Raw genomic sequence first — 22723 nt, 5'->3', positions numbered from 1 at the left:
TTAAGATCGATCTAGCTTCGAGGGTTTAGCAAATTGAAGGAACTGGTCGACCTTGGTGTGATGGTATTCAGGGAGAAGAACTCCCGCGGCTCTTTCAAGCCACATCTTTCTATTAAGTTCAGGTCCGTTGAAGGTGACCTTGTAACATTTTCCGTGGACACCAGTCGTACTCCTGCAAAATACAAACAACCCGATGCTTATCTTATTACTCACGCACATTCTGATCACCATGGCAAATCTGCAATGCTCTCCGACCGTGCGGTCTGTTCTGAAAAAACTGCTATTGCACTTGAGATACGTCACCAGCGCAAGTATGCAGGAAGAACGTTCAAGGTAGGAGACACCGTAGAGATAAAGGGCGTTAAGGTCAGGACATTCCACAACTTCCACACAGTTGGTTCAACCTCATTCCTTTGGGAGAACGAACTTGGTACAAGGATACTTGTGACAGGTGATGTAAAGGATGCTTCCATGCTTCCTGACTGTGATGTCCTGATAACCGAGGCCAACTATGGCGATCCAGGGGACACCTCCTGCTATTTCGAGGATGATATCTCAGGTTTTGAGTGTGCTTTCAAGGATAATCCATCCATAGCTTTTGGAGCCTATGCATTCGGTAAGGCACAGAGGGCAGTGGAGCTGCTCAGGGAACTTGGTTATGATGGGGTCATTGAGATGGATGAACAATCCCTGGCCCTGACACGTACTCTTCTTGATGATGCAGGTGAACTGTCCTATATCGGTGAGTCCTGTAGTGATTGCATAAGCATTGTCCCTCCGTGGGACCTTGGCACGTTGCCATCCCATATATCAAAATTTGTCATGACCGGGCGTAGCGATTATCGTTATCCTGCGATCCAGATAAGTGATCATCTGGATGCCAGGGGTCTTGTGAGCATGGTAGAAGATATAGATCCCGAATGTACTGTGGTCTATCATCCCAATGGTCACAGACCGGGAAGATTCGCAAAACATCTCGGTTCTATCGGTTTTAATGCACTTTCTATTGATGAGATCGATAATGTCCTGAGCAATGAATTTGTATAATGTTGCCATGTGCAGGATAAACATTTATATAACTATCTGGGTTTATAGTACCACACTATCCAAGTTGTACCAGGAGATCAGATCAATTGTCAAAATCATCCAAGAAGAAACAATCAGCAGAAGTATCAACTAAAGAGTCTGCTGATAATACACAACCAGCTCCTACTTCATCAGGTTCCGGCAGGAGACCGGGATACAAGGCTAAAACTCCTGAGGAAAGGAGATTAGCTCACAAGGAGGGTATCATCAAAACGGCAGTTGCAGCTATTATCGGAATAATAGCAGGTATAATTGCCAATCTACAACTTGGTGTCGCCGATGACCCCACCATTAAGTGGTATGTGATCATGATGTTCATAGTAGGTCTCTCCTTCTATGTAATGAAATTCTCATTCCCTATCTTTAAGATAAAGGCCAAAGAATTTGGCTTCAAGGACTGGTTCTATGTTGAGTTCATCGTTATAGACTTCTGTCTGGTGACATGGACACTGCTCCTTAATTGATCTTCTCTTTTTCATTTTATCATTTATTTCATTCTATTGACAGGGATCCTACATGCGAATTGCCATATTGAATAAAGACAGATGTCAGCCAAGACGCTGCAGTCATGAATGTGAGAAATACTGTCCCCGTGTAAGGACCGGGGATGAGACCATTGTCTTCGGAGAGGACGGAAAGCCGTACATATCTGAGGAAATGTGTGTCGGGTGTGGAATATGTATTCATAAATGTCCTTTTGATGCTATTATGATCATCGGGCTTCCTGAAGCCCTTAAAGAACCGACCCACAGGTACGGACCCAACGGTTTCGCACTCTACGGTCTGCCTGTCCCACAGGTAGGAAGGGTCACAGGTATCCTCGGTCCTAACGGTATCGGTAAAAGTACCGCAGTTCAGATCCTCTCCGGTACACTTGTACCTAACTTCTCACAAGATACCGGTAACTGGGAAAAGGTGCTTGAGCACTACGCAGGTACTGCTCTATATGATTATTTCAGTGATGTTGTGGACGGTAACATCACAGTCTCCCAGAAACCACAGTATGTTGACCTTATTCCAAAGGCATTCAAGGGCAAGACCAGTGAACTTCTGGACAAGACAGATGAAAAGGGTGCACTCCCGGAACTTGTGGAACGTCTCAACCTCTCACATGTACTTGATCGCAAGATAACAGAGCTCAGTGGTGGAGAACTCCAGAGAGTTGCCATTGCAGCATGTGCTGCTAAGGATGCTGATTTCTACTTCTTCGATGAGATAAGTCCTTATCTTGATATCCACCAGCGTATCAACTCCGCACAGCTCATCCAGGAGATCGCTAAGGATAAGGCTGTGCTCGTTGTTGAGCACGACCTTGCGATACTTGACATGCTTGCTGATGTCGTTCACGTTGCATACGGTGAACCGGGAGCCTACGGTGTGGTCACACATCCAAAAGGTGTGCGTGTTGCTATCAACCAGTATCTCAAAGGCTACCTGCCTGAAGAGAATGTGCGTATACGCACCGATGCCATCAAGTTCGAAGTGCATCCCCCAAGGGTCGAGACCGATATCAACACTCTTGTTGATTATGACGCATTCTCCAAGAAATATGGGGAAGGTTTCTCTCTGTCCACTGATGACGGCTCGCTGAAAGAAGGTGAGGTGCTCGGTATAGTGGGTCCTAACGGTATCGGAAAATCCACGTTCGTTAAGATCCTTGCAGGGGAGATAGAACCTGATGAGGGTAAACTGGACATTGATATCAAGATCGCGTACAAACCTCAGTACATTAAAGCTGACACTCCGATCCCTGTGCAGTATTTCCTGCGTGGTATCTCCAACAAGTTCGATAGCAGTTATTTCCAGTCAGAGATCGCTAAACCATTGAACATCGAGAAGTTCTACGAACGTCTTGTCACAGATCTCAGTGGTGGTGAACTCCAGAGAGTTGCCATTGCAGCATGTCTCATGCAGGATGCTGATATGTACATTCTCGACGAGCCAAGTGCCCATCTTGATGTAGAGCAGCGTTCCATGGCGACCAAGGTCATCAAGAGGTTTGCAGAGAACAACCGTAAGACCGCAATGGTAGTAGACCACGATATCTACATGATCGATATGCTCAGTGAACGTCTTATAGTGTTCGAGGGTGAACCTGCAGTCTACGGTAAGGCACACAAACCTTCCAGTATGCAGGATGGTATGAACAAGTTCCTGGCAAATCTGGATATCACATTCAGGCGTGATGAGGATACATCAAGACCAAGGGTCAACAAGCCAGACTCAAGACTTGACAGAGAACAGAAAGCAAAGGGAGAGTATTACTATCACGATGTTGGTGATGAGTGATCCTTCTTCTCTTTTTATTTATAATTTCTTTTTTTAGATGACCTCTTTTTCCATCAACTGGTAGAATTCCTCAGAAGCATGTCTTTCCAGCCACGGATAGTGCCCGCATTTTTCCAGCAGTATGAATCTAAGATCAATGATAACTCTTGATAATGGTTCTTCCACACCTTCGAACGGGTGCGGATCATAACATCCATGTATCGCAACCACCGGACATTTGATCTGGAAACCTGTCCTCAGGAGTTTTCCACTTTTCCTGAGGTAGCTTGCCTCGCTCCATACGCTCTTGTTCACATCATGGTGAAAACCAAGATGTGTTTCTTCAAAGGGTACAAGGTCGAATGAATCGGCAGATGACATGAGCTTTCCGAATCTGGTGAAGAAATGGTTCTTATTCCTGACAGAAGGGTCGCTCATCTTTGAACTGAGATGCAGGTACTCTTCTATGCCTTCCTTGCTCATGCGGTCAAGTCTTGTCTGCATTATTGTTGTGGCATACTTTTCTTCAAATGGTCCGCTTGCAATGAGTATCAGCTTTTTTACATAGGATGGGTAGCGTGCAGCAAATAAAAAAGCAAGCCATGCACCCCATGAATGTCCCACAAGGGTCAATGGCAGTTTTCCGTGTCTTCTAAGCATTCTCTTTAGTTCACTGATCTGGCCTTCGATGCTCATGGATGTCTGAAGAGGTTCCAAAACTCCTTTTCCTGATCTGCCAGCCAGTCCCGCAGCAAGCTCTGCTACAGTTCCCGGAGCTCCCGGTCCTCCATGAATGACTGCGATTCTGTAAGGTTCTGTTCCATATTTTCTGGGATTTGGTAGCACTGTGGATCGATTCCGTGACAGATTTATATCTATACTTCTTATGTGGGCTGAAAGGTTAAAAATCCATATAGATATGCTTATATATTATTTATATAATAATATATTTACTCTGCAACAATAGGGTAAGGCTATTGATGTGGTTTTTCTTGGATGTGGTATCATAAGTGAAAAATTCTATGACAACATTAATGTTCTTGACAGTGCCGATAAAAGCAACTTCAAAGCAGAGATACTTGAGTACCGATCTTTGACCGGCAGTAAGAACCCTGCTCTTGCAAAGAATCTCTATTATGCTGATAAGGCAGGTATGTCCCTGAAACAGGTGAAGATCACACTCGATAACAGTGGTGTTATAATCGAGCCGGGGGCACTTCAGTTCCTTAAAGGTAACATTGCATGCGATGCCAACATAGGTGGAGTTGGTGGCCTTGCAAAGAAGATGCTCAAGAACAAGCTCACGAACGAGTCAGCTTTCAACCCTCTCTATAAGGGGACAGGTGAGGTTTTCCTTGAACCAAGTTTCAGTCATTTCATCATTGTGAAACTTGAAGGCGGTTCTATTATTGTCGATAAAGGTATCTTCTACTGCTCAGAATCAACTCTGGAAGTTGGTGTTGCAAGCCAGAAGAACATAAGTGCAGGCTTGCTTGGAGGAGAAGGCTGGTTCCAGACAAAGATCAGCGGAACTGGTATATGCATCCTTGAGAGCCCTGTTCCGATGTCTGAGATCTTGAAATATAATCTGGATAATGAGAAACTCCAGGTCGATGGTAACTTCGCTCTTCTAAGATCTGATTCTATCAATTTCAGTGTAGTAAGGGCAGGAAGCGGAATTGCAGGAAAACTGACATCAGGTGAAGGTCTTCTTCAGACATTCGAAGGAACAGGAGCAGTTTGGGTTGCACCTACACAGCCGGTCTACAATTATATCGCTGGAGGTAACGTCGCTTCTCTTGCAGCTGCACCTTACAACAGGAACAATCCTGCATAAAGGAGTTGATGCTCCTTTTACTTCTTTTTTGATCTAGGCTTTTTTTGCAGCTTCGTATCTTCTGGCATAGGTGTAGGCCTGGTATACATTGTATATCCAGAAGACCACCAATATGAGCATCGTCACCACAAGATATGATGATATTATCAGTATGAAAGTAATTACAAAATAGTAGGAACCTCTTCCTTGTTCGCCATTGTGCATCTGGCCGAGTCCGGGAAATACAAGAGAATAGAAAGCGGACCTCCATGGTTCCAGTACAGTTTCTTCTTCTTCTGCACTCTCACCTACAACTATCTCGTTCTCATCTGTCAGGATGTTTCCCCCATAAGGATAAACTCCCTATTCCTAATAAACCTTAATGGAAAATGAACTGGAAAAATATGGGGATTACTTACGGTTCTGCATATCTTCTTTTGCTTTCTCGATAGCAAATGCCAGATTTTCCTTGAAAGTTGCAAATGGGTTTGACTTCTGACCTGTACCAGTACCTGTTCTCACCTTTCTCATTCCTCTTCCTTTGCTGAGGTACCATGTCAGGAATTCAGTGTACAGGACAATTCCTATAAGAGTTGACCAGAGCATCAGTAATATGTGGAAATTGTTGATAGGTACAAGTCCTTCTGCAAGCAGCATCTGTTGATAGGAAAGGAAGGCAATGGATATCTCCGGGATCAAAAGAACAATTAATACCGGTGTCACGAAAAGGATCAGAAGCGCAAGTCTTGATGACATGTTTATCAGGACAAAGAGCACGAGTGCGGCAAATGTTGCAAAAAGCATTGCAGATCCTATGAATGCCATTATTTCCATGCTACTTATCTCCCGTTGAACAACTTCTCTTACTTATATATTCTGATTATATATAAATATGCAAAGGCAGGTACAAGTGCTATTATCACAAAAAGACCGATAAATGATGATGCAAGGAAACCAGCTGCTCCAACTCCTGTCATCTCAACTGGTTCAGTGGTATGGGAAACCGGAGTATAGTCAATGTTCTCTTCAGCATAGCTCTCCTCAAAGTACACTTCATCATCACCCGGGAGAGGCTCGTCGATATAAAGGAATATCTCATCAGTTGTCGCTTTATCTTTCCTGTCGTTCTCATTAGTGTAGCTAAGTTCGGTTCCGGGTATGTATATCTCTCCAGCGCTTTGTGCTCTCAAAGTGTAGCTGAATTCTCTGCTCTCCCCTGCTTCCAGGGTGCCCTGCCAGTTATCATCACCTTTTACAAAGGCAAGTTCTTCAGGAATTGTCTCCTGGAAGGAAGCATCAATAGTTCTGTCACCATCATTGCTGGCTATGATCTGAACAGTTATCTCTTCTCCAATTAGCATATAGCTGGAACTTATCCTCTTTGTCAGGACAACCTTCGAGCCGCTCACATGGAATGTCTGGTCGATCTCTTCAGATGTAAGTGTGTATGTTTCTCCACCATCTTTCCATACTACCGTGGCAGGTGTGAATGTGAAATCTCCAGGTTCTGTAGGTGATGCAAAGTATTCTATTGTCTTTGTTTCTCCTGCATCAAGGGATAGTACCCATTCCGTGTCCTCGAGATCATCAGGGATGAATGATTCTGGCAGTTCATCAGTGACTGTTACCGCTGTCTGGAAATTCGCCTTGTTCTCAAGAGTTATCAATATCTGGAAATACTGTTCAGTTCCAAACTCCGGATCTTCTGATGGCTTGTCCTTTGATATCACTTCTTTTTCAATAGCGATATATGGTTTGACATGTGCTACTGTAGTGGCTTCAGTATTGTACTCATTCCCTCTGTAATCATAACCCTGGACCTTCGAGATGATATTGATGTCATTTCCCATTGGTTCGATATCCGGGTCGACCTTTATCTGGAAGACCTTTGATTTTCCCTGTTCCAGTATGGAATGCTGCTGGCTGACAACTTCAACATTACCGTCATCAGATTCAGTAGTGAGCATGATCCCATGCAGGGGTATTGTCCCATTGTTTGTGACTATAAGCTCGTATTCCACATACTCGTTGGGTTCGTAACTATCCTTAAGATCGGCATTCTCGATCATTATCTGCGGTGCACCGGGTTTGAGTGTTTCGATAAAGACCTCTTTTGTGTCTTTTTTCAGGTATATTATGTTGATCATGAACTCATCAGAGAACTTCTGGTGTTCTCCTGACACGTAGGTCCCTTCAAACTGCTCACCTTCATATTCAACTTCTATAAGGGCTCCTTCTTCATTGATGCCTGCAAGGGTTATTCGGTAATTATCTCCTGAAAGTGTGTCCCCGGTCTTGAATGATGTCTTCGGTATATCGTTGATCCATACAAGTTCTGTCTTCTTCTTGTATATCTCAAGGGATACCACGTCATTATCAATATCTATGACATCGATCTTGAGCTCACTGTTGTATATATACTCATTGTTCAATCCGGTATCTGCCTCAAAGGCTTCTTTGAACGCAGCATTCCTGTAGATAAGAAGGGTGGTAGATGCTTCATTGGTGCTGTCTATCTCGTAAACTTTAAGGGTGAAACCTTCAAGATATGCCCTGTCCCCTATTCCAAGCTCATAAGCACCCTGGAATATCCATATATCCTCTTCCCTGATGCCCAGAGCGTTAGCGTTGGCTGTGAGTATCAGAAGAATGGCTATTAAAAAGAACAGTTTTTTAATTGGCATCAATTATCATCTATATATTTTTATGTTTTAAATGTTATGTGGGTCATGCCTGACAGCCATTATCATTGCAGTGTAAAGAACAATTCCAACGGACATGTATATGCCGATCCATGTCCATGATTCCAGTGCACCTATACTTTCTATGGAAAGACGTGTTACAAGGTTTAGTGGGGAGTTGGTGAACAGGTAGGATGACATGAAGAGGAATATCAGGACAAGTGAGTAGATCAATTGTGCGACTCCTCTGTCCTTGAAAAGGACCGATATGATCGTGCTTGCCATCACAAGTATGAAAGCTACTATGGTCACTGTAAGCAGTATCTGAAATGAGTTATTTATTTCAACTCTATTCATTGAAAGTAGCAACATCCATACAAAAGACTGGAGCGGAACGATCAATGTTGCAAGCATCGCCTTTCCGCTGACTATCTCCAGCATAGAGGCAGGTGTCACAAGGAGCATATCCATTGTCTTGCGTTCATACTCCTCTGTTATGAAATCAACAATAAGTCCTCCTGATATGAATGCAGGAGTAAATACAAGCAGTGGGAGCAATGCCACATATATGAATTCGAAGTATGTAGAGGTTGCTTTTATTCCTCTCTTTATTATGTTGAACTCGATCGGTGTATATCCGGGAAGTCTCTGTGTCCTTACATCTCTTACACTCTGCTCGTATCTTTCCAGTGGTTCCTTCAATTGCAGGGAGACCACAGTTGCTTTTATCTCCGATTTGGGCAGGTAGATATCCACGTTCAACAGTCCCGTACCGTCAGCTGTTCCTGCCGGAGTAACGATGATAGCATCAACATTACGTTCATAGAAATCAGTGTACGCAAGCTGGAAGTCATTGTAAAGGTACGGCCTGATATTTCTTTCCTGCAATAGTATCTGGTAGAATTCATCACTCTCCAGTCCAACGACTGCAATGTTGGTATCTTCCATCTCAATATTGTTCAACATACTCGGGTCATAGAACGATGTGAGCCCGATAACAAGGAATGTTGAGAATGATGCTATGAAAAGCTGAATTATGATAGCAAGTATGAAGGTCTTCTCCCTCATGAGCTCTTTAAACTCTTTCTTTGCTATGGTCTGTATCTTTTTCGCAGATACTCTGTGTCTAGTCAAAGAACAACCCCCTGAGGATCACTATATTGTAAATACTGTGTACAAGTGTTGCTAGGACCACTGATGCCAGATAATAACGTGTTCCTTTCTTGTACATGACAAGTGAGCTGACAAGGACCGTGGTTGTATGGAGTACCAGAGGTATCAGGAGCAGTGCACCCATAGTCATCACAGATCCAAAAGCTGAACTTGCTATAGGTGCCAGTGTAAGAACTGCAACCGCCTTTTCACCCACAAAGAATCCTGCACCTGAGAGCACTGAATACTTCACCGCATTCCTCAGTGATAATTTGGCTATCTTTCTCTTGAACAGTGTGTATATACCAATTGACTTCACGATCTCTTCAGCCATGGCCGAGAGGATTATCATGGCAATTATCGAATAGGGCACAGGCAGGTTGAATAGCATGACAATGAGCATCAGTTGTGCCATGTAGACAAAAGGAATGAATATAATGCTCAGCAGGAAAACAGATCCATATGGGTATGAAAGGAACATCTCAAAACAGTCTACTATCTTTGAACTTATGGACTTCTGTGTGAAAAGGTCCTCTTCTCTGAAGATGAATGTTCCAAACGCATATGTTGAGAGTGCTACGAAATAGAATGGAAGTGTGGAGAAAAGATACGTGTTCATCAATACTTCTTCTCCTTCGATAAGCCTGACTATGAGAGTTATAGGTGATATGGAGCTGATGGCATGTATATTGGCGAACATTGCAGGGAAGAACAGGTATCCTGATATGACCACTGAAAGGAACACGCTTGCAAATGTCAGTTCTTTGAAGCTCCTCGAAAGGATCGCACTGTAGAATGAGAGTGCAAAGAACAGCAGGACCACAGGTAGTATGGCTGCAAGTACAAGGACGACCCGTTCAAGTCCGGCAAGGGTTGAAGGGATGCCGATTATGTAAAATGTGATACCTGTCTGGATGGCCATAGTGATAAGAAGGTATGGTACTGTCTTACCGATGATCACGTCCCTTCCTCTGAGGGGTGCTGCAAGTACCAGTTCTCCTTTCTTGTTAGTGCGCTCGTCCATCAGGCTGGTGGAATAGAACTGTGAGACAAAGTAGATCGGAAATATGAACAGGAAAGCGTAAAGGATAGCTGTGAATGGTACAGGTGGCGAGAAATTTGTAGGTGTGGACAGTGTCTGTTTCTCAAAGAATGTCTTTCCTTCCATTTCATCAAGAGCTGCTATCTCTTCAGGAGATACAGTTGAGGATCCTGTTCTGATGGATGCGCTGGACCCTCCTTCCGCGCCGGTGCTATCAACACCCTCTGGAAGGCCAGTTGTTGCATTGAACCCGCGGCTGAAACTATCTGCTGTCTCTTCTGCTCCTGCAAGCTGGAAGTTCTGAGGTCTTTCCAGATCATGGACAGTGACCCACACAGGGTGACTGTTGTTCACATCATTGTAAGCTGTCAGTGTCAGTTCTCTGTATGTCTTGAAAGTGTTTTCCAGTGCATCTCCGGCAGATGCCGCCTTGCGTGTATCTCCAAGGTAGACGTTCCTTCCGATGATGCCCATGTCAGCACCATATTCATAATAGGTGCTTGCGGCAAAACGGTCAACTACAACGTAATCGAATCTCTGGTCGGTATCGATGATGGGTTGTACATCAGCCTGGGATACGGCGGCCAGGTATATTTTCTGGTTCATGCTCATCCCTGTCTGGGCCGCAGCATAGGCTGCAATGATCACCAGTATCAGGGACAATGTTAGCATGATCACTGATTTGACATCGAATTTAAGTTTTGATCGTAATAGCTCCCACTTAGCTATAGTTAACCAGCCTGCCATCATTATTTTATTAGTAACTTATTATATTAATAGCTATTTCACAGATCGCAATATAATTAAAAAGGGTTATATGCAGTCAGTTCACCATTATTATTCGTATATTATAGCAGATAGGAGTGGTAAAATGGCAGATATATTAGCTTTAACTATACCTTATACAGCCATAACGGTTGCTGATATTGTGTTTGCTCTGGTGGTCCTGGTAGCCGGTCTTTTGTTGGCCGGTATCCTCACCGGAATGTTCAGGAACAGCCTGAAAAAGACGAAGCTTCCTGAGCTTGTTGTTGAATTCCTTGTGCGCTTCCTGCGTGCATTGCTCTATGTTGCAGTGTTGCTGGCAGTTGTGAGTGCACTGAAGGTCGATGTAAGCTCTGTGGTCGTAGGTCTTTCAGCGGTCATAGGTCTGGTCCTTGGATTCGGTATGCAGGATTCATTGAACAATATGGCAGCAGGTGTGTGGATAGCATCCCTGAGACCTCTCGATAAAGATGAATTTGTAACCGTAAATGGTCTTTCAGGAAAGGTCCATGCAGTTGGTATCATGGCAACAGAGCTTCTGACGCCTGATAATCAGTTCATCACAGTACCAAATAAGATCGTATGGGGCAGTCCAATTGTTAACGCTACTCGTATGCCAACACGCAGAGTTGGTGTGGATGTTGGCGTAGCTTATGCAACGGATATCCCAAGAGCAGTACAGGTCGCTATGGATGTGATCAAACAGGATTCCCGTGTGCTTGCTGACCCTGCTCCGGCAGTTGTAACAACTGAACTTGCGGATTCCTCCGTGAACCTGCAATTGCGTGCCTGGGTCAACACAGGTGATTTCTGGGCTGTTAAGAACGACCTTACAATAGCAATACATGCAGCATACGGTAAGGAAGATATTGAGATCCCGTTCCCTCAGCTGGATGTGCATATGTCCAGGCTTTGAGGCTTAATGCATAGTTGTTCCCAACTATGCTTTCTATTATTTTATAACATCGTTTATATATAGTAACGAATATAGTCATATTGTGGAACCTGGGATAATCGAAGTTAACGGACTCAGAAAAGAATATGGCGATTTTGTTGCTGTTGATAACCTTTCTTTTTCAGTTTCAAAAGGGCAGATCTTCGGTATAGTGGGCCCTAACGGGGCAGGTAAGACCACTACTTTGAAGATGCTCAGCAGTCTGATCAGACCTACTTCCGGTAATATCTACATGAAAGGTCTTGATGTTTCAAATGATTCTGTTGAGATCAAATCTTTCCTTGGTTTCCTTCCTGAAGAGTCCCCTCTCTATGAGAGCATGGGTGTGGAAGATTACCTGATGTTCTTTGCTGAATTGTACAGTGTTCCCAAAGACCGCGCAAAGAAAAGGATACGTGAACTTCTTTTTGATCTTGCTCTCAATGCCGATGGCAAGAAGATAGGTGACCTCTCAAAAGGTATGAAACGTAAGGTTGCCATAGCACGTTCACTTATCAATGATCCTGATATCCTGATATATGATGAGCCTGCATCGGGTCTGGACCCAATGACCTCCAGATATATCACAGATTATGTCCGCTCACTGAAAAGCTCAGGAAAGACCATTATATTCACTGCCCATAACCTGTATCAGGTCGAGAGTCTCTGTGACAGGATCCTGATCCTTAAGAATGGGAAGCTTGTGACACTTGGTACTGCCGAGGAGATCCGTAAGGAATATGGTAAGATCCAGTATCGTCTTGAGTTCAAGGTGGATAATATCGATGGATATATTATTGCCGATTTCAAGGATATGGATGGGACCTATGTGGTCATTACCAATGATATCAATGTGGTGAACCAGACAACAAAATGGGTTGCATCGGAAGGCGGAGATATTGTCGAGATGCGTACGATCGTTCCATCACTTGAGGAGATCTTCCTTGAACTGATGGGTGTCGAGCTTTTCGTTGACTGATCCTCTTTTTATCACTGGTTTTTGTATTTTTCTTAGATGGATATCTTTTTATTAATTAGTTGCATATGCAATAATTGCGTAAGCAACAATATGTTTAATATTATTTTGGTGATATCCCGATGAATGAGAGCGGCCATGGATCAATTTGCTGCATAAAAAAGCATGAATCGATTGGAAGGGACATTTCGCATCTTTTCAGATCGATAAATATCTATCTTTCAAAGGAACTTGAACCCTACGGAATTGGAAGCGGCCAGTTTCCCTTTTTAATGCGTCTGCTACATCATGAGGGTGTCAGTCAGGAATCACTTGCAAGCATGTTGAGGTATGACCGGGCAACCATCACCCGCTCAGTGAACAAGCTTGAAGATCTGGGTTTTGTTTCAAGGAAAAGGGATCCCAATGACAAGCGTGCTTATTGTATCTATCTTACCGATAAGGGGCATGAGATGGAATCTGTATTGTTCGACATAAGCGCAAAGCTCAATGATGTTCTTCTTAAGGGTTTCAATGATGAAGAAAAGGCTATGTTCATCGCCCTTATTGGAAAAGCAGCCATGAACATCGCAGAAGAGAACGAGACCAGGAAGACTTTGAATGGCTGATAAAAACAACGGAAATGAAGCTGGTGTGAAACCCGGATATGTGAGATCAACATCAGGAATGAAGGCTTTGCTGGGTGATCCCAAAAAGGCTATGATCAAGCTGGCACTGCCAATGATGCTTGGTATGTCGATACAGACCCTGTATAATCTTGTAGATACCTTCTGGGTATCGGGTCTTGGTGCGGATGCCCTTGCAGCCGTGGGTTTTGTCTTCCCGTTCTTCTTTGTTATCATCGCATTATCTAACGGGCTTGGAGTAGGTGCCGGATCAGCAATATCCCGCAGACTTGGTTCTAAGGATAAGGTTGGTGCAGATAATGTTGCTGTCCATACTATGATCCTTATGGTGCTGCTTTCAGCAGCTTTCACGATTCCACTTTACATATTTGCCGAACCTATATTCGTACTCATAGGTGCTGGAAAGACGGCTGGTATGGCCAGTGAATATGGTCGCATCATCTTTGGTGGCAGTATCCTTTTGTTCTTTACAAATGTTGCAAATGCCATCCTTCGTAGTGAAGGTGATACCAAGAGAGCTATGAATGCCCTGATATTCGGTTCGGTCCTGAATATAATCCTTGATCCTATATTCATCTATAAGCTCGGTATGGGTGTTTCAGGTGCAGCATGGGCTACTGTACTGTCAATGGGCGTAACCTCGGTTATGATGGCTAGCTGGTTGTTCTTTAAGAAAGATACTTACCTGTCCTTTGATTTCAAGGATTTCAGGTTTGGAACGGATATTCTCAGGGATATCTTCAAGGTCGGTATTCCTGCTGCAGTTCAGCAAACATCAATGGCATTGATGATGCTTGTGATGAATGTTATTATTATAGCTGTCAGTGACACTGATGGTGTGGCTGTCTACACTGTTGGATGGCGTGTTGTCACCATTGCGATCGCACCTCTTATAGGTGTTTCAACAGCTGTTGTGACATTGTCAGGTTTTGCGTATGGTGAGGGTTCATACGATAAGGTATCCTTCTCACACATATATTCCATGAAGGTCGGTCTTCTTGTAGAGACCGGTATTGCTATTCTTACCTTCGTCTTTGCCCCGCAGATAGCTACAGTATTCACCCTTTCGGATAGTGCTGCTCACATCACTGATGATCTCATAGTTTTCCTCAGGATCATCTGTATATTTTACCCGATGGTATCACTTGGAATGCTCTCATCGGCTCTTTTCCAGGGAGTTGGGAAAGGTCTGAATGCTCTCCTCGCAACAATTCTGCGTGCTTTGATATTTGTCCCCATCTTTGCAGTGTTCTTTGCTTTCAGTCTTGATATGGGATTGATCGGTATCTGGTGGGGAATGGTCATAGGTAATGCCATGGGGTCCATGTTCATCTTCTTGTGGGCAAGGGCTTATGTCACAAAGTTACTGAGGTCTGGAATAGCAATTGATGTACCACATAAATTGCCCGAGCATGAGGAACTAAGGGTATGATGTCTGCCTGATCCCTTCCTCTGTTCAAATTCAAAAGATATTTAATGCACACCGGGATATACTCTTTAATGAGTTTTATTTTCCTGTATTTTCCATTTAGGGTATCGTATCAGGAAATTAACATAAGAACAGAATAATGGCGTTGAGGTTCCCATGTCAGAAAGGTCCCAAAAAGCAGATGATCAGGATACCATCCCTGAGTCTCAGGAAGGAAGTTCAGAGAAGAAGAACATTCTTCTTTTTGAGACCACGGGAAAGGAAAAAGTATACAGACAAAAGGATTCTATTGTTCTCAGTCTGCCGGAAGGAAGGAAGACGCTGACAACATCCTGGCTCAACGGTGGTTACAGGGAGGATATCAGGACCATTTTCAATCACAGGGTCCCAAAGGGCAAACATGCTCCTAAGGAACTGGATGGCGGCAGCATACCTGCTTATCTTTCTATTATTGCAAAAAGGCTGGGAGAGGACCCTGACACATCCACCGGGCTTTTGACAGCTGCTAATATGGACAACGTTTCAATAGTCACAAGATCGTTCCGTGGTGTGGAAGTTACTGCTATAATAACTGCTGGCATAGAGGTCAATGGTGGCCGTGCCGGAGATCCTGCATCATATTATCAGGAAGACGGTTCTCATCAGTTCATTCAGGGGACCATAAATACTATTCTTGTCATCGGTGCAGACCTTCCTGATTATGCAATGGCAAGGGCGGTTATCACTGCAACCGAAGCAAAGACTGCAGCTTTGCAGCAACTCATGGCACCCAGTCGTTATTCTAATGGAATTGCCACGGGATCGGGGACCGATATGATAGCTGTGGTGGCAGATGGCACAAGCTCTTTGTTGTTAACGGATGCAGGACATCATTCCAAACTTGGTGAGCTTATAGGGAAGGCTGTGATCGAATGTACCCACAAGGCACTTGAGATGCAGTCTGATCTGACGGTCCTTTCACAGAGGGATATGCTTGTGAGACTTGAGAGGTTCGGTATCGATGAGGGTCACTACTGGAAGGTAGCTTCCCATATGGAAGGGGATAATCGTAAGGCAGCCTTTTTCAAGATACTACGGGAGTTATCGAAAAGTCCTGCACTTGTAAGTGCCACAGGGTCTATACTTCATATAGTGGATGAGATCTCTTGGGGTCTTGTACCTGAGACCGCTGGCAGGAAGGTGGCGGTTTCAATTATGAAGGGTCTGCCCGTGATGCTTGGGATCGAAGCTTCCATTCCTTTCGATATCCTTACTGATGAGAAGGATACTATCATTGAGAACTGGATACGTGTTACTGCATGGCTTGCAAAGAACTGTGATACAGATGGTCTCTGTAACACTGCATTTGAAAAATAACTCCATAATATTGGTGTGAAAATGAAAGAACTGATGAACCTGTCCCTTTACGAGACCGATATGAAGATGTTCGATAGTGATTGGGACCTGATCCGGAATTTTCTAGTCAGGCATGATCTTGATGGCCTGGAGCTCTTTGTGGATTCATCTCCACTTCCGGAAGTGCCAGTTGACCTGATAGAAGGTGTTCATCTGCCGTACTGGATGGGGAGGCACAGGGCATGGGCTGACCCTTCCGCTTTCTCCCAGGAAATGGAAGAGTTCGAAAAGGTTTATGTTTTTGGAGGAGGGAGCCGTGATGAGGTCATTGATAATTTCCGGGCTTCCATTGATAATGCAGCAAAACTTGATGCTTCGTATGGTGTGTTCCATGTTTCCTATGCTGAAATGGAACAGGTGTTCACGCGTTGTTTTGATTGCACGGACCATGATGTGCTGGCGACCACGGCTGAGTTCTTAAATAAAGCTGTGTCCATGTATCCCGGAGGGGAACCGCCGGTCAGGCTCTTTTTCGAGAATCTGTGGTGGCCGGGTCTTACATTCCTTGAACCCATGAACGTAGAACATTTTGCTGAGATGCTGGATTTTGATAACTGGGCCTTTGTGCTTGATACGGGACACCTGATGAATGCAACTTTGAGCTGCGATGATGAGAATTGTGCAATTGACACGGTCCTTGATGTCCTTTCAGCTCATTCGGCGGAGTTCATAGAAAGGATCGAAGGCATGCATTTCCATTGCAGTCTTTCAGGAGAGTATATGCGCAGGTCGTTGGAGCTGGAAGTGCCATCGGGTTTTGATGAGATGTCATTTCATGAACGTCTTATCTCTGTAATGGGTGTCCTTGAACAAATGGATCACCATATGCCATTTACAAGTGAAAGATGTTCTGAGATCGTTGATCTTGTATCCCCTGATTTTCTGACACATGAGTTCGTTTCAAATGATATTCATTCTCTGGATGAGAAGATAGCTATGCAGAGGCGTGCATTGCACTCATGATAATCTGACTGTGGACATATTTTATTTTTTTATTTTTAGTATTTTTTTTATATTTATTTCATTTTTGACCCGTTTTCTGCATGGTTTACATAGAAAACTATATATGTGACTCATCAATTACTTCTATTTATGAGCACTCTCGATAACAATGATTCCGAGAACCCGGAGAACACTGATCGCTTGAAACTTTTCAGTGCTCTTGGTAGTGAGACAAGACTCAGGATGCTGCAAAAGCTTACTGAGGGTGAGATGCATATCTCCGAACTTGCCAGGGAACTTAGCATATCTGTTCCTGTTGCTGCAAAGCATGCAAATATCCTGGAAGATGCTGATCTTATTCTGCGTAAGGTCTACGGTAAGACGCACGTCCTGCAATTGAACAACAAGAACATCTTCAATGCACTGGATATATTTGCACCTTCAAGAACAGTTGAAGTTGACAAAGGAGCTACACTTCTGGAAGCTCTCAAAAAGGCTGCAGTCGTGGAGGTCAAGAATGTACACGGTCAGGATAATATTGTCTCTACAAATGGCGAAGAGGGCTTTTTCATCTATGAAGTAGATGGTGTATTCTCCGATAAGAACGTTAATGAATTCAAATTTGACAGTAATTCTACTGTAATGTGGAAGAAACTGGAGCCTATAAGTATATTGAAAGTGAAGGTTAAGATTAAAGAGGAATGATCCTCTTTATGTCTACATGTTCGATATCTTCGTGATATCAATATACATTCTTTCCTCTTTCTAATTCTGTTCTTATATTTTGTTTATGGCTTCCGGTGGCTTTATTTTTCAAAATCCTTCGAGGTAATACTTTCACCCCGCTTGCCAGTTACTTATATCCATACCCTGCATATTGCTTCATTGATGACCCACAGAAGTCCTGTTAATGAGCACCATATGACGCTTATGGAAAGGATGAGAGTATTGTCCGAAGGCACGAAATACGACAGTTGCAATCAGAGCGCTGTCTGTCATGCCTTTGGACCGGATGGCCGCTGTATACAGCTCTATAAGACCCTGATGACCAATGCGTGCTCTGGGGAGTGTACGTATTGTCCTAACAGGTGTGGCAGGGATTCTGTGCGTGCATCATTAACTCCCGAGGAGATCGTGAAGATCACATGGTCATTCTATCGAAGGAATGCTATAGAGGGACTCTTTCTATCCTCTGGCGTAATAGGTGATGCTGAGAGGACCGCAGAAAAACAACTTGAGGTTGCAAGTCTTCTGCGTAAACAGGGCTTCACAGGTTACGTTCACATCCGTGTGATGCCCGGGACCCCGAAGTATCTTCTTGAGGAGATCGCTGATACTGCAAATAAGTTCGGTGTGAATGCAGAGACAACAAGTTCAATGAACTATTCTGAAATATGTCCGAACTTCGATTATAAGAACGATGTTCTCCAGCGCTTACAATGGACCCGTGACCTCATTAACAAGAAAAGACGTGAGGAGGGTTTCAGAGGCAGGATCATAGGTGCCAATGACACTCAGTTCGTAGTGGGTGCATTACAGGAGCCAGACAGAGAGATCATCGGGACCGTTGAGAGGTTCATGGACAAATATGAACTAAGGAGGCCTTATTTCATGAGCTTTGATCCGGTTCCATCTACACCTCTTGAGAACAATGAGGCTTCACCTCTTTGGAGGGAAACAAGGCTATATCAGACCTCGTATCTTTTGAAGGACTATGGCCTGACAGCACGTGACCTTGATGGTGTTCTTGATGATAATGGATTCCTTCTTGATGTTGATCCCAAGATGCTGCTTGCTTCATGCAGTCCTGATATGTTCCCTGTTAACATCAACACTGCAAGCAGGGAGGACCTTCTCAGGGTACCCGGGATCGGTCCTGTAGGAGCTAACAGGATCCTGCGGTCAAGGCCAATAAGTTCGGAGAAGGAACTTGCACGTATGGGTGTTGTACTTACCCGTGCACGTCCGTTCATTGAGATCAATGGAAAAAGGCAAACCAACCTTTTCTCTTTTGCAGGGGTAGGCGCATGATAGTGGCTTTCAGGGAATCTGTTGAAGGTATCCTTCTTGCCTGTATGGAACTGATGGATGATCTCGGCTGTGAACTCATATCTGCAAAGGACAGGGAAGATCTGCAGCAAAAGATGGACTTTTCAGGTATTGAAAATGTCAAGGCTCTTGGGTTCAGGGGTACTAAGGATACTACTAAACTCGTGAATGCTCTTTTTGGAAAGCAGCGTCTAAGGATGTTCCAGCGTGATCCTGATGTCGAAGGCTACATCTCTCTGGTTCTAAGGCACAGAAGTTCAAGAGCGATCGAGCTTGTACATTTTCTATGTTCGTGCGAAGGCAATGCTGAACTACTTTATTCCGGGAAGAGTGTTACAGGTAAGAAATATTACAATTATATGCGTGATGTAAGCCGCTCATATCATCGCTTGTGTATGTTCGCCCGTCCATGTTCTGTCAATGGAGTACTTACTGTGAAGGTGGATTCTCCTCATCAGATAGGTGACATGTTCTGTCGCTGGCTTGCAAGGAAGAATCCCGATCTTCCTGTTTCAGTGATAGAAGGGGATATTGCATGGATCGGTAATGGTGGCCATGTAGGACTGGAGACTTACACACAGGTTCCTGCATCTCTTGCAGGAAGTCTGGAGTTTGCAGATATGCATGATGAGGTAGACGACCTGTGGGATATGTATTATGATTCACAGTTCATTCCAAAGAGAAGGAACAAAGGTCATGCAAGGGGCTTACAACCCAAAGCATCGGCATCTATGAGCAAGATGTCAGAAAGGGATAGTTACAAGGTTGAAAGGGGAATTGCAAACTGTACTCTGGATAGTTTTGCTTCTCGGTCGGAGGTATAATGATAGCTGAGGTCAGGTCACTACAGGACATTCCCCGGATAGGGGATAAGATGTCAAAACGCTTTGTTGAACATTTTGGCAGTGAGGATCAGGCACTTGATGCCATCCTTGCTGGTGATATTGCCAGCATATCCGAGGTAGAGGGTATTGGGCAGCGTTATGCTATTTCTCTCATACAGGATGTAGCTTCCAGGGTGGAAGGCGTTAATGTGACCGATTTCCTGAGGACCAGGGAATCAATGGATGTCTATGAGAAACTTCTGGATATCATCAAGGAATTCGCACACACACGTTATTCAAGAGATAAACTACATGTGTTCTTCCCATATCCTGGCAGTAAGGCTGAAAAGATCATGCAGATACGCAGGTCAGTTTCTTACTATATGGAAACAGCAACTGTCCTTGAAGGGGATGGGGCAATAGCAGAATTGCTTCCTAAAGTCTCCCAGCTTAATTTCAAGCATCAATATCCAAAGGTAAGGGACAGGGTCATCATAACATCTGATCAGGATAGCTATGAGTATGCAAGGAAGCGTTTTGCAGGTCTCATTGATGTTCATTTTACCCGTTCGCTTTCGGAGTTCATCGATGTTTCCAGAGGATTTTCACAGGTGATCGCTGTAGGTGATGATTATCTGGCTTTCGACTTTCCGGAGGATGTAGAACCTGAGTTCATTACTGACCTGCAGGACCTTGAGGATTTTAAGGTTGTACCCGAGAAGGAAATATTTGCATTTTCCAGGAACTTAAAGTCACTGGAATCTTCTATAAAGGCCGTAAGATTGTTGCGTTCCAAAGGGATCCGCTTCTTTGACCGGATGGACGATGATACTCTTGAACTTCTGGCTTCAACATTATCTCTGATCGATGAGGATGGTGATATTGTCCATGGTACCGATGAAGAACTTGACAGGATCACCAGTGCAATTGAAAGACTTCCGTCTTGCGTATCGGAGTCTGTGACCTTCGTTAATGATGAACTCAACTCGTGTCTTGAGAAGAGTCAAATGACATTAAGTGGTCAGGATATGCTGAAGGTCATGAACGGCTCTATTGAGCTTAAGGATATGCTTGGTAAGACGCTTCACAAGAGTTATCACTCGATAATCAAACAAGGGATCGAAAAGATATGCAATGACCTTCAGCTTGAGAAGAAAGAACGGTTGATGGTGGATTCACTTTTCCCGGAAGATATCATGCATCCGGTGGAAGCGGATGTTGATAGCCTTGGTGCTTTGAAGCAATATCTCATAAAAAGTTCCCAGAAGAGAAAGTTCAACCATAAGCGTGAGGTTTCACGTATCCTGTCTTCCTACAGGGAGCTGTCCCGGGAACTTGCCCGAGAGGTCCTTGATTTCGATGTGGGTTTTGCCATAGGTTCTTTTGCATGTACATATGGTCTTGTTATGCCTGCTATCTCTACAAGCACTGGAATTGGTTTTAAGAACGGAAGGAACCTTTTCCTGCTTTCCAGACATGGCGATGTTATACCTATAGACTACTCAGTAGGTGAGAACAGCTTCTCTCCGGAAGATGAGATGAGTAAGGTCGTATTGTTAAGTGGTGTAAATTCAGGAGGTAAGACCTCACTTCTGGAACTTCTGGCACAAAGTATTATCCTTGCGCATATGGGTTTCCCTGTTCCTGCAGAAGCTATGGAGATCTCTCTCACGGAATCGATGTACTACTTTGCCAAGTCTAAAGGGACACTTGATGCAGGTGCTTTCGAGACAACGCTCACAGAATTCTCTGTCGTTGCTGATGAGTCTTCAAAATTCGTACTGGCAGATGAGCTTGAATCAATAACAGAGCCAGGTGCATCTGCTAAGATCATGGCAGGTATCCTGGAGGTGCTTAGCGAGAATGATGATACTATGTCAATATTCGTTTCCCATCTTTCAGAGCAGATCATGGAGAACACCACCTGTGACATAAGGGTTGATGGAATCGAGGCAAGTGGACTAGACTCTGACCTGAACCTTATTGTTGACAGGAGTCCTCGCTATAATTATGTTGCAAAGAGCACTCCTGAATTGATAGTGGAAAGACTCTCCAAGAAAACAAAAGGAAAAGAACAGGCCTTCTATGATAAATTAAGGAGCAAGTTCTGAAAAAGTGATATTAAAAAAGGTTAAAGCACACCTTTTGTGCTTTTAATTCCTTCTCCTTCTATTGCCACAGCCCTTCTGAGTGCATAGGCAAAAGCCTTGAAAAGAGCCTCTATCTTGTGGTGGTCATTATCTCCATAGACATGAGCATGCATGTTTATTTTTGCATTCTGGGCAATGGCCTCAAAGAAGTGGTCCACCATCTGGGTGCTGAACTCTCCTACTTTGGGAGCCTTGAACTCTGCATCTATTACAAGGTAGCTACGTCCTCCAAGATCAAGTGCTACAGTTGCAAGTGCTTCATCCATAGGTATGCGTGCCTCTCCGAACCTTGCGATCCCAGCTTTAGTTCCAAGTGCTTCTGCGATCACCTGTCCAAGAACTATTCCGGTATCCTCTATAAGGTGATGATCGTCAACGATGAGGTCACCTGTGGCTTTTACTGTAAGGTCGAAGTTCCCATGTTTTGTGAATGCAGTGAGCATATGGTCAAAAAAACCAATTCCTGTGCTGATCTCTGCAATTCCCTTTCCATCAAGGTCCAGCTCGATACTGATGTCTGTCTCGCTGGTTTTGCGTGATATGTTTGCTTTTCTCATGGGTGCACCTGATTCATGATATTTCCGTCCT

At 44.0% G+C, this 22723-nt stretch carries 21 protein-coding genes; 14 read left to right on the top strand and 7 right to left on the bottom strand.

The features are described from left to right. Nucleotides 1-33 precede the first annotated feature (33 nt). The 3 genes from BM008_RS07125 (at nucleotide 34) to BM008_RS07115 (ending at nucleotide 3375) form a co-directional block, all read left to right on the top strand. Nucleotides 34-1047 carry an MBL fold metallo-hydrolase gene (locus BM008_RS07125; RefSeq protein ID WP_394328917.1) on the top strand — a complete coding sequence of 338 codons (1014 nt, stop codon included), beginning with the start codon at nucleotides 34-36 and terminating at the stop codon, nucleotides 1045-1047. Nucleotides 1048-1133: 86 nt separating this feature from the next. Continuing rightward, complete coding sequence (locus tag BM008_RS07120) at nucleotides 1134-1550, top strand: EMC6-like membrane protein (protein ID WP_091935353.1); 417 nt, start codon at nucleotides 1134-1136, stop codon at nucleotides 1548-1550. Between the two features lie 52 nt (nucleotides 1551-1602). Next, the gene (locus BM008_RS07115; protein WP_091935349.1) at nucleotides 1603-3375 is read left to right on the top strand and encodes a ribosome biogenesis/translation initiation ATPase RLI; all 1773 of its coding nucleotides are present in this window, start codon (nucleotides 1603-1605) and stop codon (nucleotides 3373-3375) included. Nucleotides 3376-3408: 33 nt separating this feature from the next. Here BM008_RS07115 and BM008_RS07110 read toward each other — a convergent pair whose 3' ends face one another. Next, nucleotides 3409-4200 (bottom strand): alpha/beta fold hydrolase, encoded by a 792-nt coding sequence (locus BM008_RS07110; RefSeq protein ID WP_091935346.1) that lies wholly within the window; start codon nucleotides 4198-4200, stop codon nucleotides 3409-3411. 136 nt (nucleotides 4201-4336) lie between these two features. On the opposite strand from BM008_RS07110, the gene BM008_RS07105 reads away from it, so the two are divergent. Continuing rightward, nucleotides 4337-5191: an AIM24 family protein gene (locus BM008_RS07105; RefSeq protein WP_245747954.1), complete on the top strand. Its 855-nt coding sequence runs from the start codon at nucleotides 4337-4339 to the stop codon at nucleotides 5189-5191. Nucleotides 5192-5352: 161 nt separating this feature from the next. On the opposite strand, the gene BM008_RS15220 is transcribed toward BM008_RS07105, so the two are convergent. From BM008_RS15220 to BM008_RS07085, 5 genes are all read right to left on the bottom strand, one after another. Further along, nucleotides 5353-5478, bottom strand: a complete 126-nt coding sequence (locus tag BM008_RS15220; protein WP_281246267.1) for a hypothetical protein — start codon at nucleotides 5476-5478, stop codon at nucleotides 5353-5355. Nucleotides 5479-5581: 103 nt separating this feature from the next. Continuing rightward, a complete protein-coding gene (locus tag BM008_RS07100; protein ID WP_177187999.1) occupies nucleotides 5582-6004 on the bottom strand; it encodes a hypothetical protein in 423 nt (140 codons plus the stop codon). 29 nt (nucleotides 6005-6033) lie between these two features. Beyond that, nucleotides 6034-7854, bottom strand: a complete 1821-nt coding sequence (locus BM008_RS07095) for a COG1361 family protein (RefSeq protein ID WP_091935344.1) — start codon at nucleotides 7852-7854, stop codon at nucleotides 6034-6036. 27 nt (nucleotides 7855-7881) lie between these two features. Next, nucleotides 7882-8985 (bottom strand): ABC transporter permease, encoded by a 1104-nt coding sequence (locus tag BM008_RS07090; RefSeq protein WP_245747952.1) that lies wholly within the window; start codon nucleotides 8983-8985, stop codon nucleotides 7882-7884. Then, the gene (locus tag BM008_RS07085; protein WP_245747951.1) at nucleotides 8978-10795 is read right to left on the bottom strand and encodes an ABC transporter permease family protein; all 1818 of its coding nucleotides are present in this window, start codon (nucleotides 10793-10795) and stop codon (nucleotides 8978-8980) included. The genes BM008_RS07090 and BM008_RS07085 overlap by 8 nt, the downstream gene beginning before the upstream one ends. Before the next feature lie 121 nt (nucleotides 10796-10916). Between BM008_RS07085 and BM008_RS07080 the strand changes: the two genes are divergently transcribed. The 10 genes from BM008_RS07080 to BM008_RS07035 all read left to right on the top strand — a co-directional run bounded on the left by BM008_RS07080 (nucleotide 10917) and on the right by BM008_RS07035 (nucleotide 22096). Beyond that, nucleotides 10917-11726, top strand: a complete 810-nt coding sequence (locus BM008_RS07080) for a mechanosensitive ion channel family protein (RefSeq protein WP_177187998.1) — start codon at nucleotides 10917-10919, stop codon at nucleotides 11724-11726. A gap of 82 nt (nucleotides 11727-11808) precedes the next feature. Continuing rightward, nucleotides 11809-12723: an ABC transporter ATP-binding protein gene (locus tag BM008_RS07075; RefSeq protein WP_245747949.1), complete on the top strand. Its 915-nt coding sequence runs from the start codon at nucleotides 11809-11811 to the stop codon at nucleotides 12721-12723. A gap of 119 nt (nucleotides 12724-12842) precedes the next feature. Next, nucleotides 12843-13328 (top strand): MarR family winged helix-turn-helix transcriptional regulator, encoded by a 486-nt coding sequence (locus BM008_RS07070; protein WP_091935341.1) that lies wholly within the window; start codon nucleotides 12843-12845, stop codon nucleotides 13326-13328. Next, nucleotides 13321-14778 (top strand): MATE family efflux transporter, encoded by a 1458-nt coding sequence (locus BM008_RS07065; protein ID WP_091935338.1) that lies wholly within the window; start codon nucleotides 13321-13323, stop codon nucleotides 14776-14778. The genes BM008_RS07070 and BM008_RS07065 overlap by 8 nt, the downstream gene beginning before the upstream one ends. A gap of 153 nt (nucleotides 14779-14931) precedes the next feature. Beyond that, a complete protein-coding gene (locus BM008_RS07060) occupies nucleotides 14932-16131 on the top strand; it encodes an adenosylcobinamide amidohydrolase (RefSeq protein ID WP_091935336.1) in 1200 nt (399 codons plus the stop codon). A 21-nt stretch (nucleotides 16132-16152) separates the two neighbouring features. Further along, nucleotides 16153-17133 (top strand): apurinic/apyrimidinic endonuclease family protein, encoded by a 981-nt coding sequence (locus BM008_RS07055; RefSeq protein ID WP_091935333.1) that lies wholly within the window; start codon nucleotides 16153-16155, stop codon nucleotides 17131-17133. 129 nt (nucleotides 17134-17262) lie between these two features. Further along, complete coding sequence (locus tag BM008_RS07050) at nucleotides 17263-17817, top strand: ArsR family transcriptional regulator (RefSeq protein ID WP_091935308.1); 555 nt, start codon at nucleotides 17263-17265, stop codon at nucleotides 17815-17817. Between the two features lie 183 nt (nucleotides 17818-18000). Continuing rightward, nucleotides 18001-19143: a radical SAM protein gene (locus BM008_RS07045; protein ID WP_245747948.1), complete on the top strand. Its 1143-nt coding sequence runs from the start codon at nucleotides 18001-18003 to the stop codon at nucleotides 19141-19143. Beyond that, entirely contained in the window at nucleotides 19140-19985 is an 846-nt protein-coding gene (locus BM008_RS07040) for a DUF4130 domain-containing protein (RefSeq protein ID WP_245747946.1), read from the top strand. The genes BM008_RS07045 and BM008_RS07040 overlap by 4 nt, the downstream gene beginning before the upstream one ends. Continuing rightward, entirely contained in the window at nucleotides 19985-22096 is a 2112-nt protein-coding gene (locus BM008_RS07035) for a MutS-related protein (protein WP_091935306.1), read from the top strand. The genes BM008_RS07040 and BM008_RS07035 overlap by 1 nt, the downstream gene beginning before the upstream one ends. A gap of 20 nt (nucleotides 22097-22116) precedes the next feature. Here the strand turns inward: BM008_RS07035 and hisB are convergent, their stop codons facing one another. After that, a complete protein-coding gene (hisB, locus tag BM008_RS07030; protein ID WP_091935304.1) occupies nucleotides 22117-22692 on the bottom strand; it encodes an imidazoleglycerol-phosphate dehydratase HisB in 576 nt (191 codons plus the stop codon). Nucleotides 22693-22723 lie beyond the last annotated feature (31 nt).

This window comes from Methanolobus profundi (assembly GCF_900114835.1).
Classification (GTDB): domain Archaea; phylum Halobacteriota; class Methanosarcinia; order Methanosarcinales; family Methanosarcinaceae; genus Methanolobus; species Methanolobus profundi.
The sequence above is the reverse complement of the archived record's forward strand: the minus strand, read 5'-3'. Positions and strand labels throughout refer to the sequence as shown.

What these genes read in the sequence shown, in the direction of transcription:
- BM008_RS07115 (WP_091935349.1), top strand. Translation starts at nt 1,603, where the DNA reads ATGCGAATTGCCATATTGAATAAAGACAGATGTCAGCCAAGACGCTGC.
- BM008_RS07100 (WP_177187999.1), bottom strand. Translation starts at nt 6,004, where the DNA reads ATGGAAATAATGGCATTCATAGGATCTGCAATGCTTTTTGCAACATTT.
- BM008_RS07095 (WP_091935344.1), bottom strand. Translation starts at nt 7,854, where the DNA reads ATGCCAATTAAAAAACTGTTCTTTTTAATAGCCATTCTTCTGATACTC.
- BM008_RS07085 (WP_245747951.1), bottom strand. Translation starts at nt 10,795, where the DNA reads ATGATGGCAGGCTGGTTAACTATAGCTAAGTGGGAGCTATTACGATCA.
- BM008_RS07080 (WP_177187998.1), top strand. Translation starts at nt 10,917, where the DNA reads ATGGCAGATATATTAGCTTTAACTATACCTTATACAGCCATAACGGTT.
- BM008_RS07070 (WP_091935341.1), top strand. Translation starts at nt 12,843, where the DNA reads ATGAATGAGAGCGGCCATGGATCAATTTGCTGCATAAAAAAGCATGAA.
- BM008_RS07065 (WP_091935338.1), top strand. Translation starts at nt 13,321, where the DNA reads ATGGCTGATAAAAACAACGGAAATGAAGCTGGTGTGAAACCCGGATAT.
- BM008_RS07060 (WP_091935336.1), top strand. Translation starts at nt 14,932, where the DNA reads ATGTCAGAAAGGTCCCAAAAAGCAGATGATCAGGATACCATCCCTGAG.
- BM008_RS07055 (WP_091935333.1), top strand. Translation starts at nt 16,153, where the DNA reads ATGAAAGAACTGATGAACCTGTCCCTTTACGAGACCGATATGAAGATG.
- BM008_RS07050 (WP_091935308.1), top strand. Translation starts at nt 17,263, where the DNA reads ATGAGCACTCTCGATAACAATGATTCCGAGAACCCGGAGAACACTGAT.
- BM008_RS07045 (WP_245747948.1), top strand. Translation starts at nt 18,001, where the DNA reads ATGACCCACAGAAGTCCTGTTAATGAGCACCATATGACGCTTATGGAA.
- BM008_RS07040 (WP_245747946.1), top strand. Translation starts at nt 19,140, where the DNA reads ATGATAGTGGCTTTCAGGGAATCTGTTGAAGGTATCCTTCTTGCCTGT.
- BM008_RS07035 (WP_091935306.1), top strand. Translation starts at nt 19,985, where the DNA reads ATGATAGCTGAGGTCAGGTCACTACAGGACATTCCCCGGATAGGGGAT.
- hisB (WP_091935304.1), bottom strand. Translation starts at nt 22,692, where the DNA reads ATGAGAAAAGCAAACATATCACGCAAAACCAGCGAGACAGACATCAGT.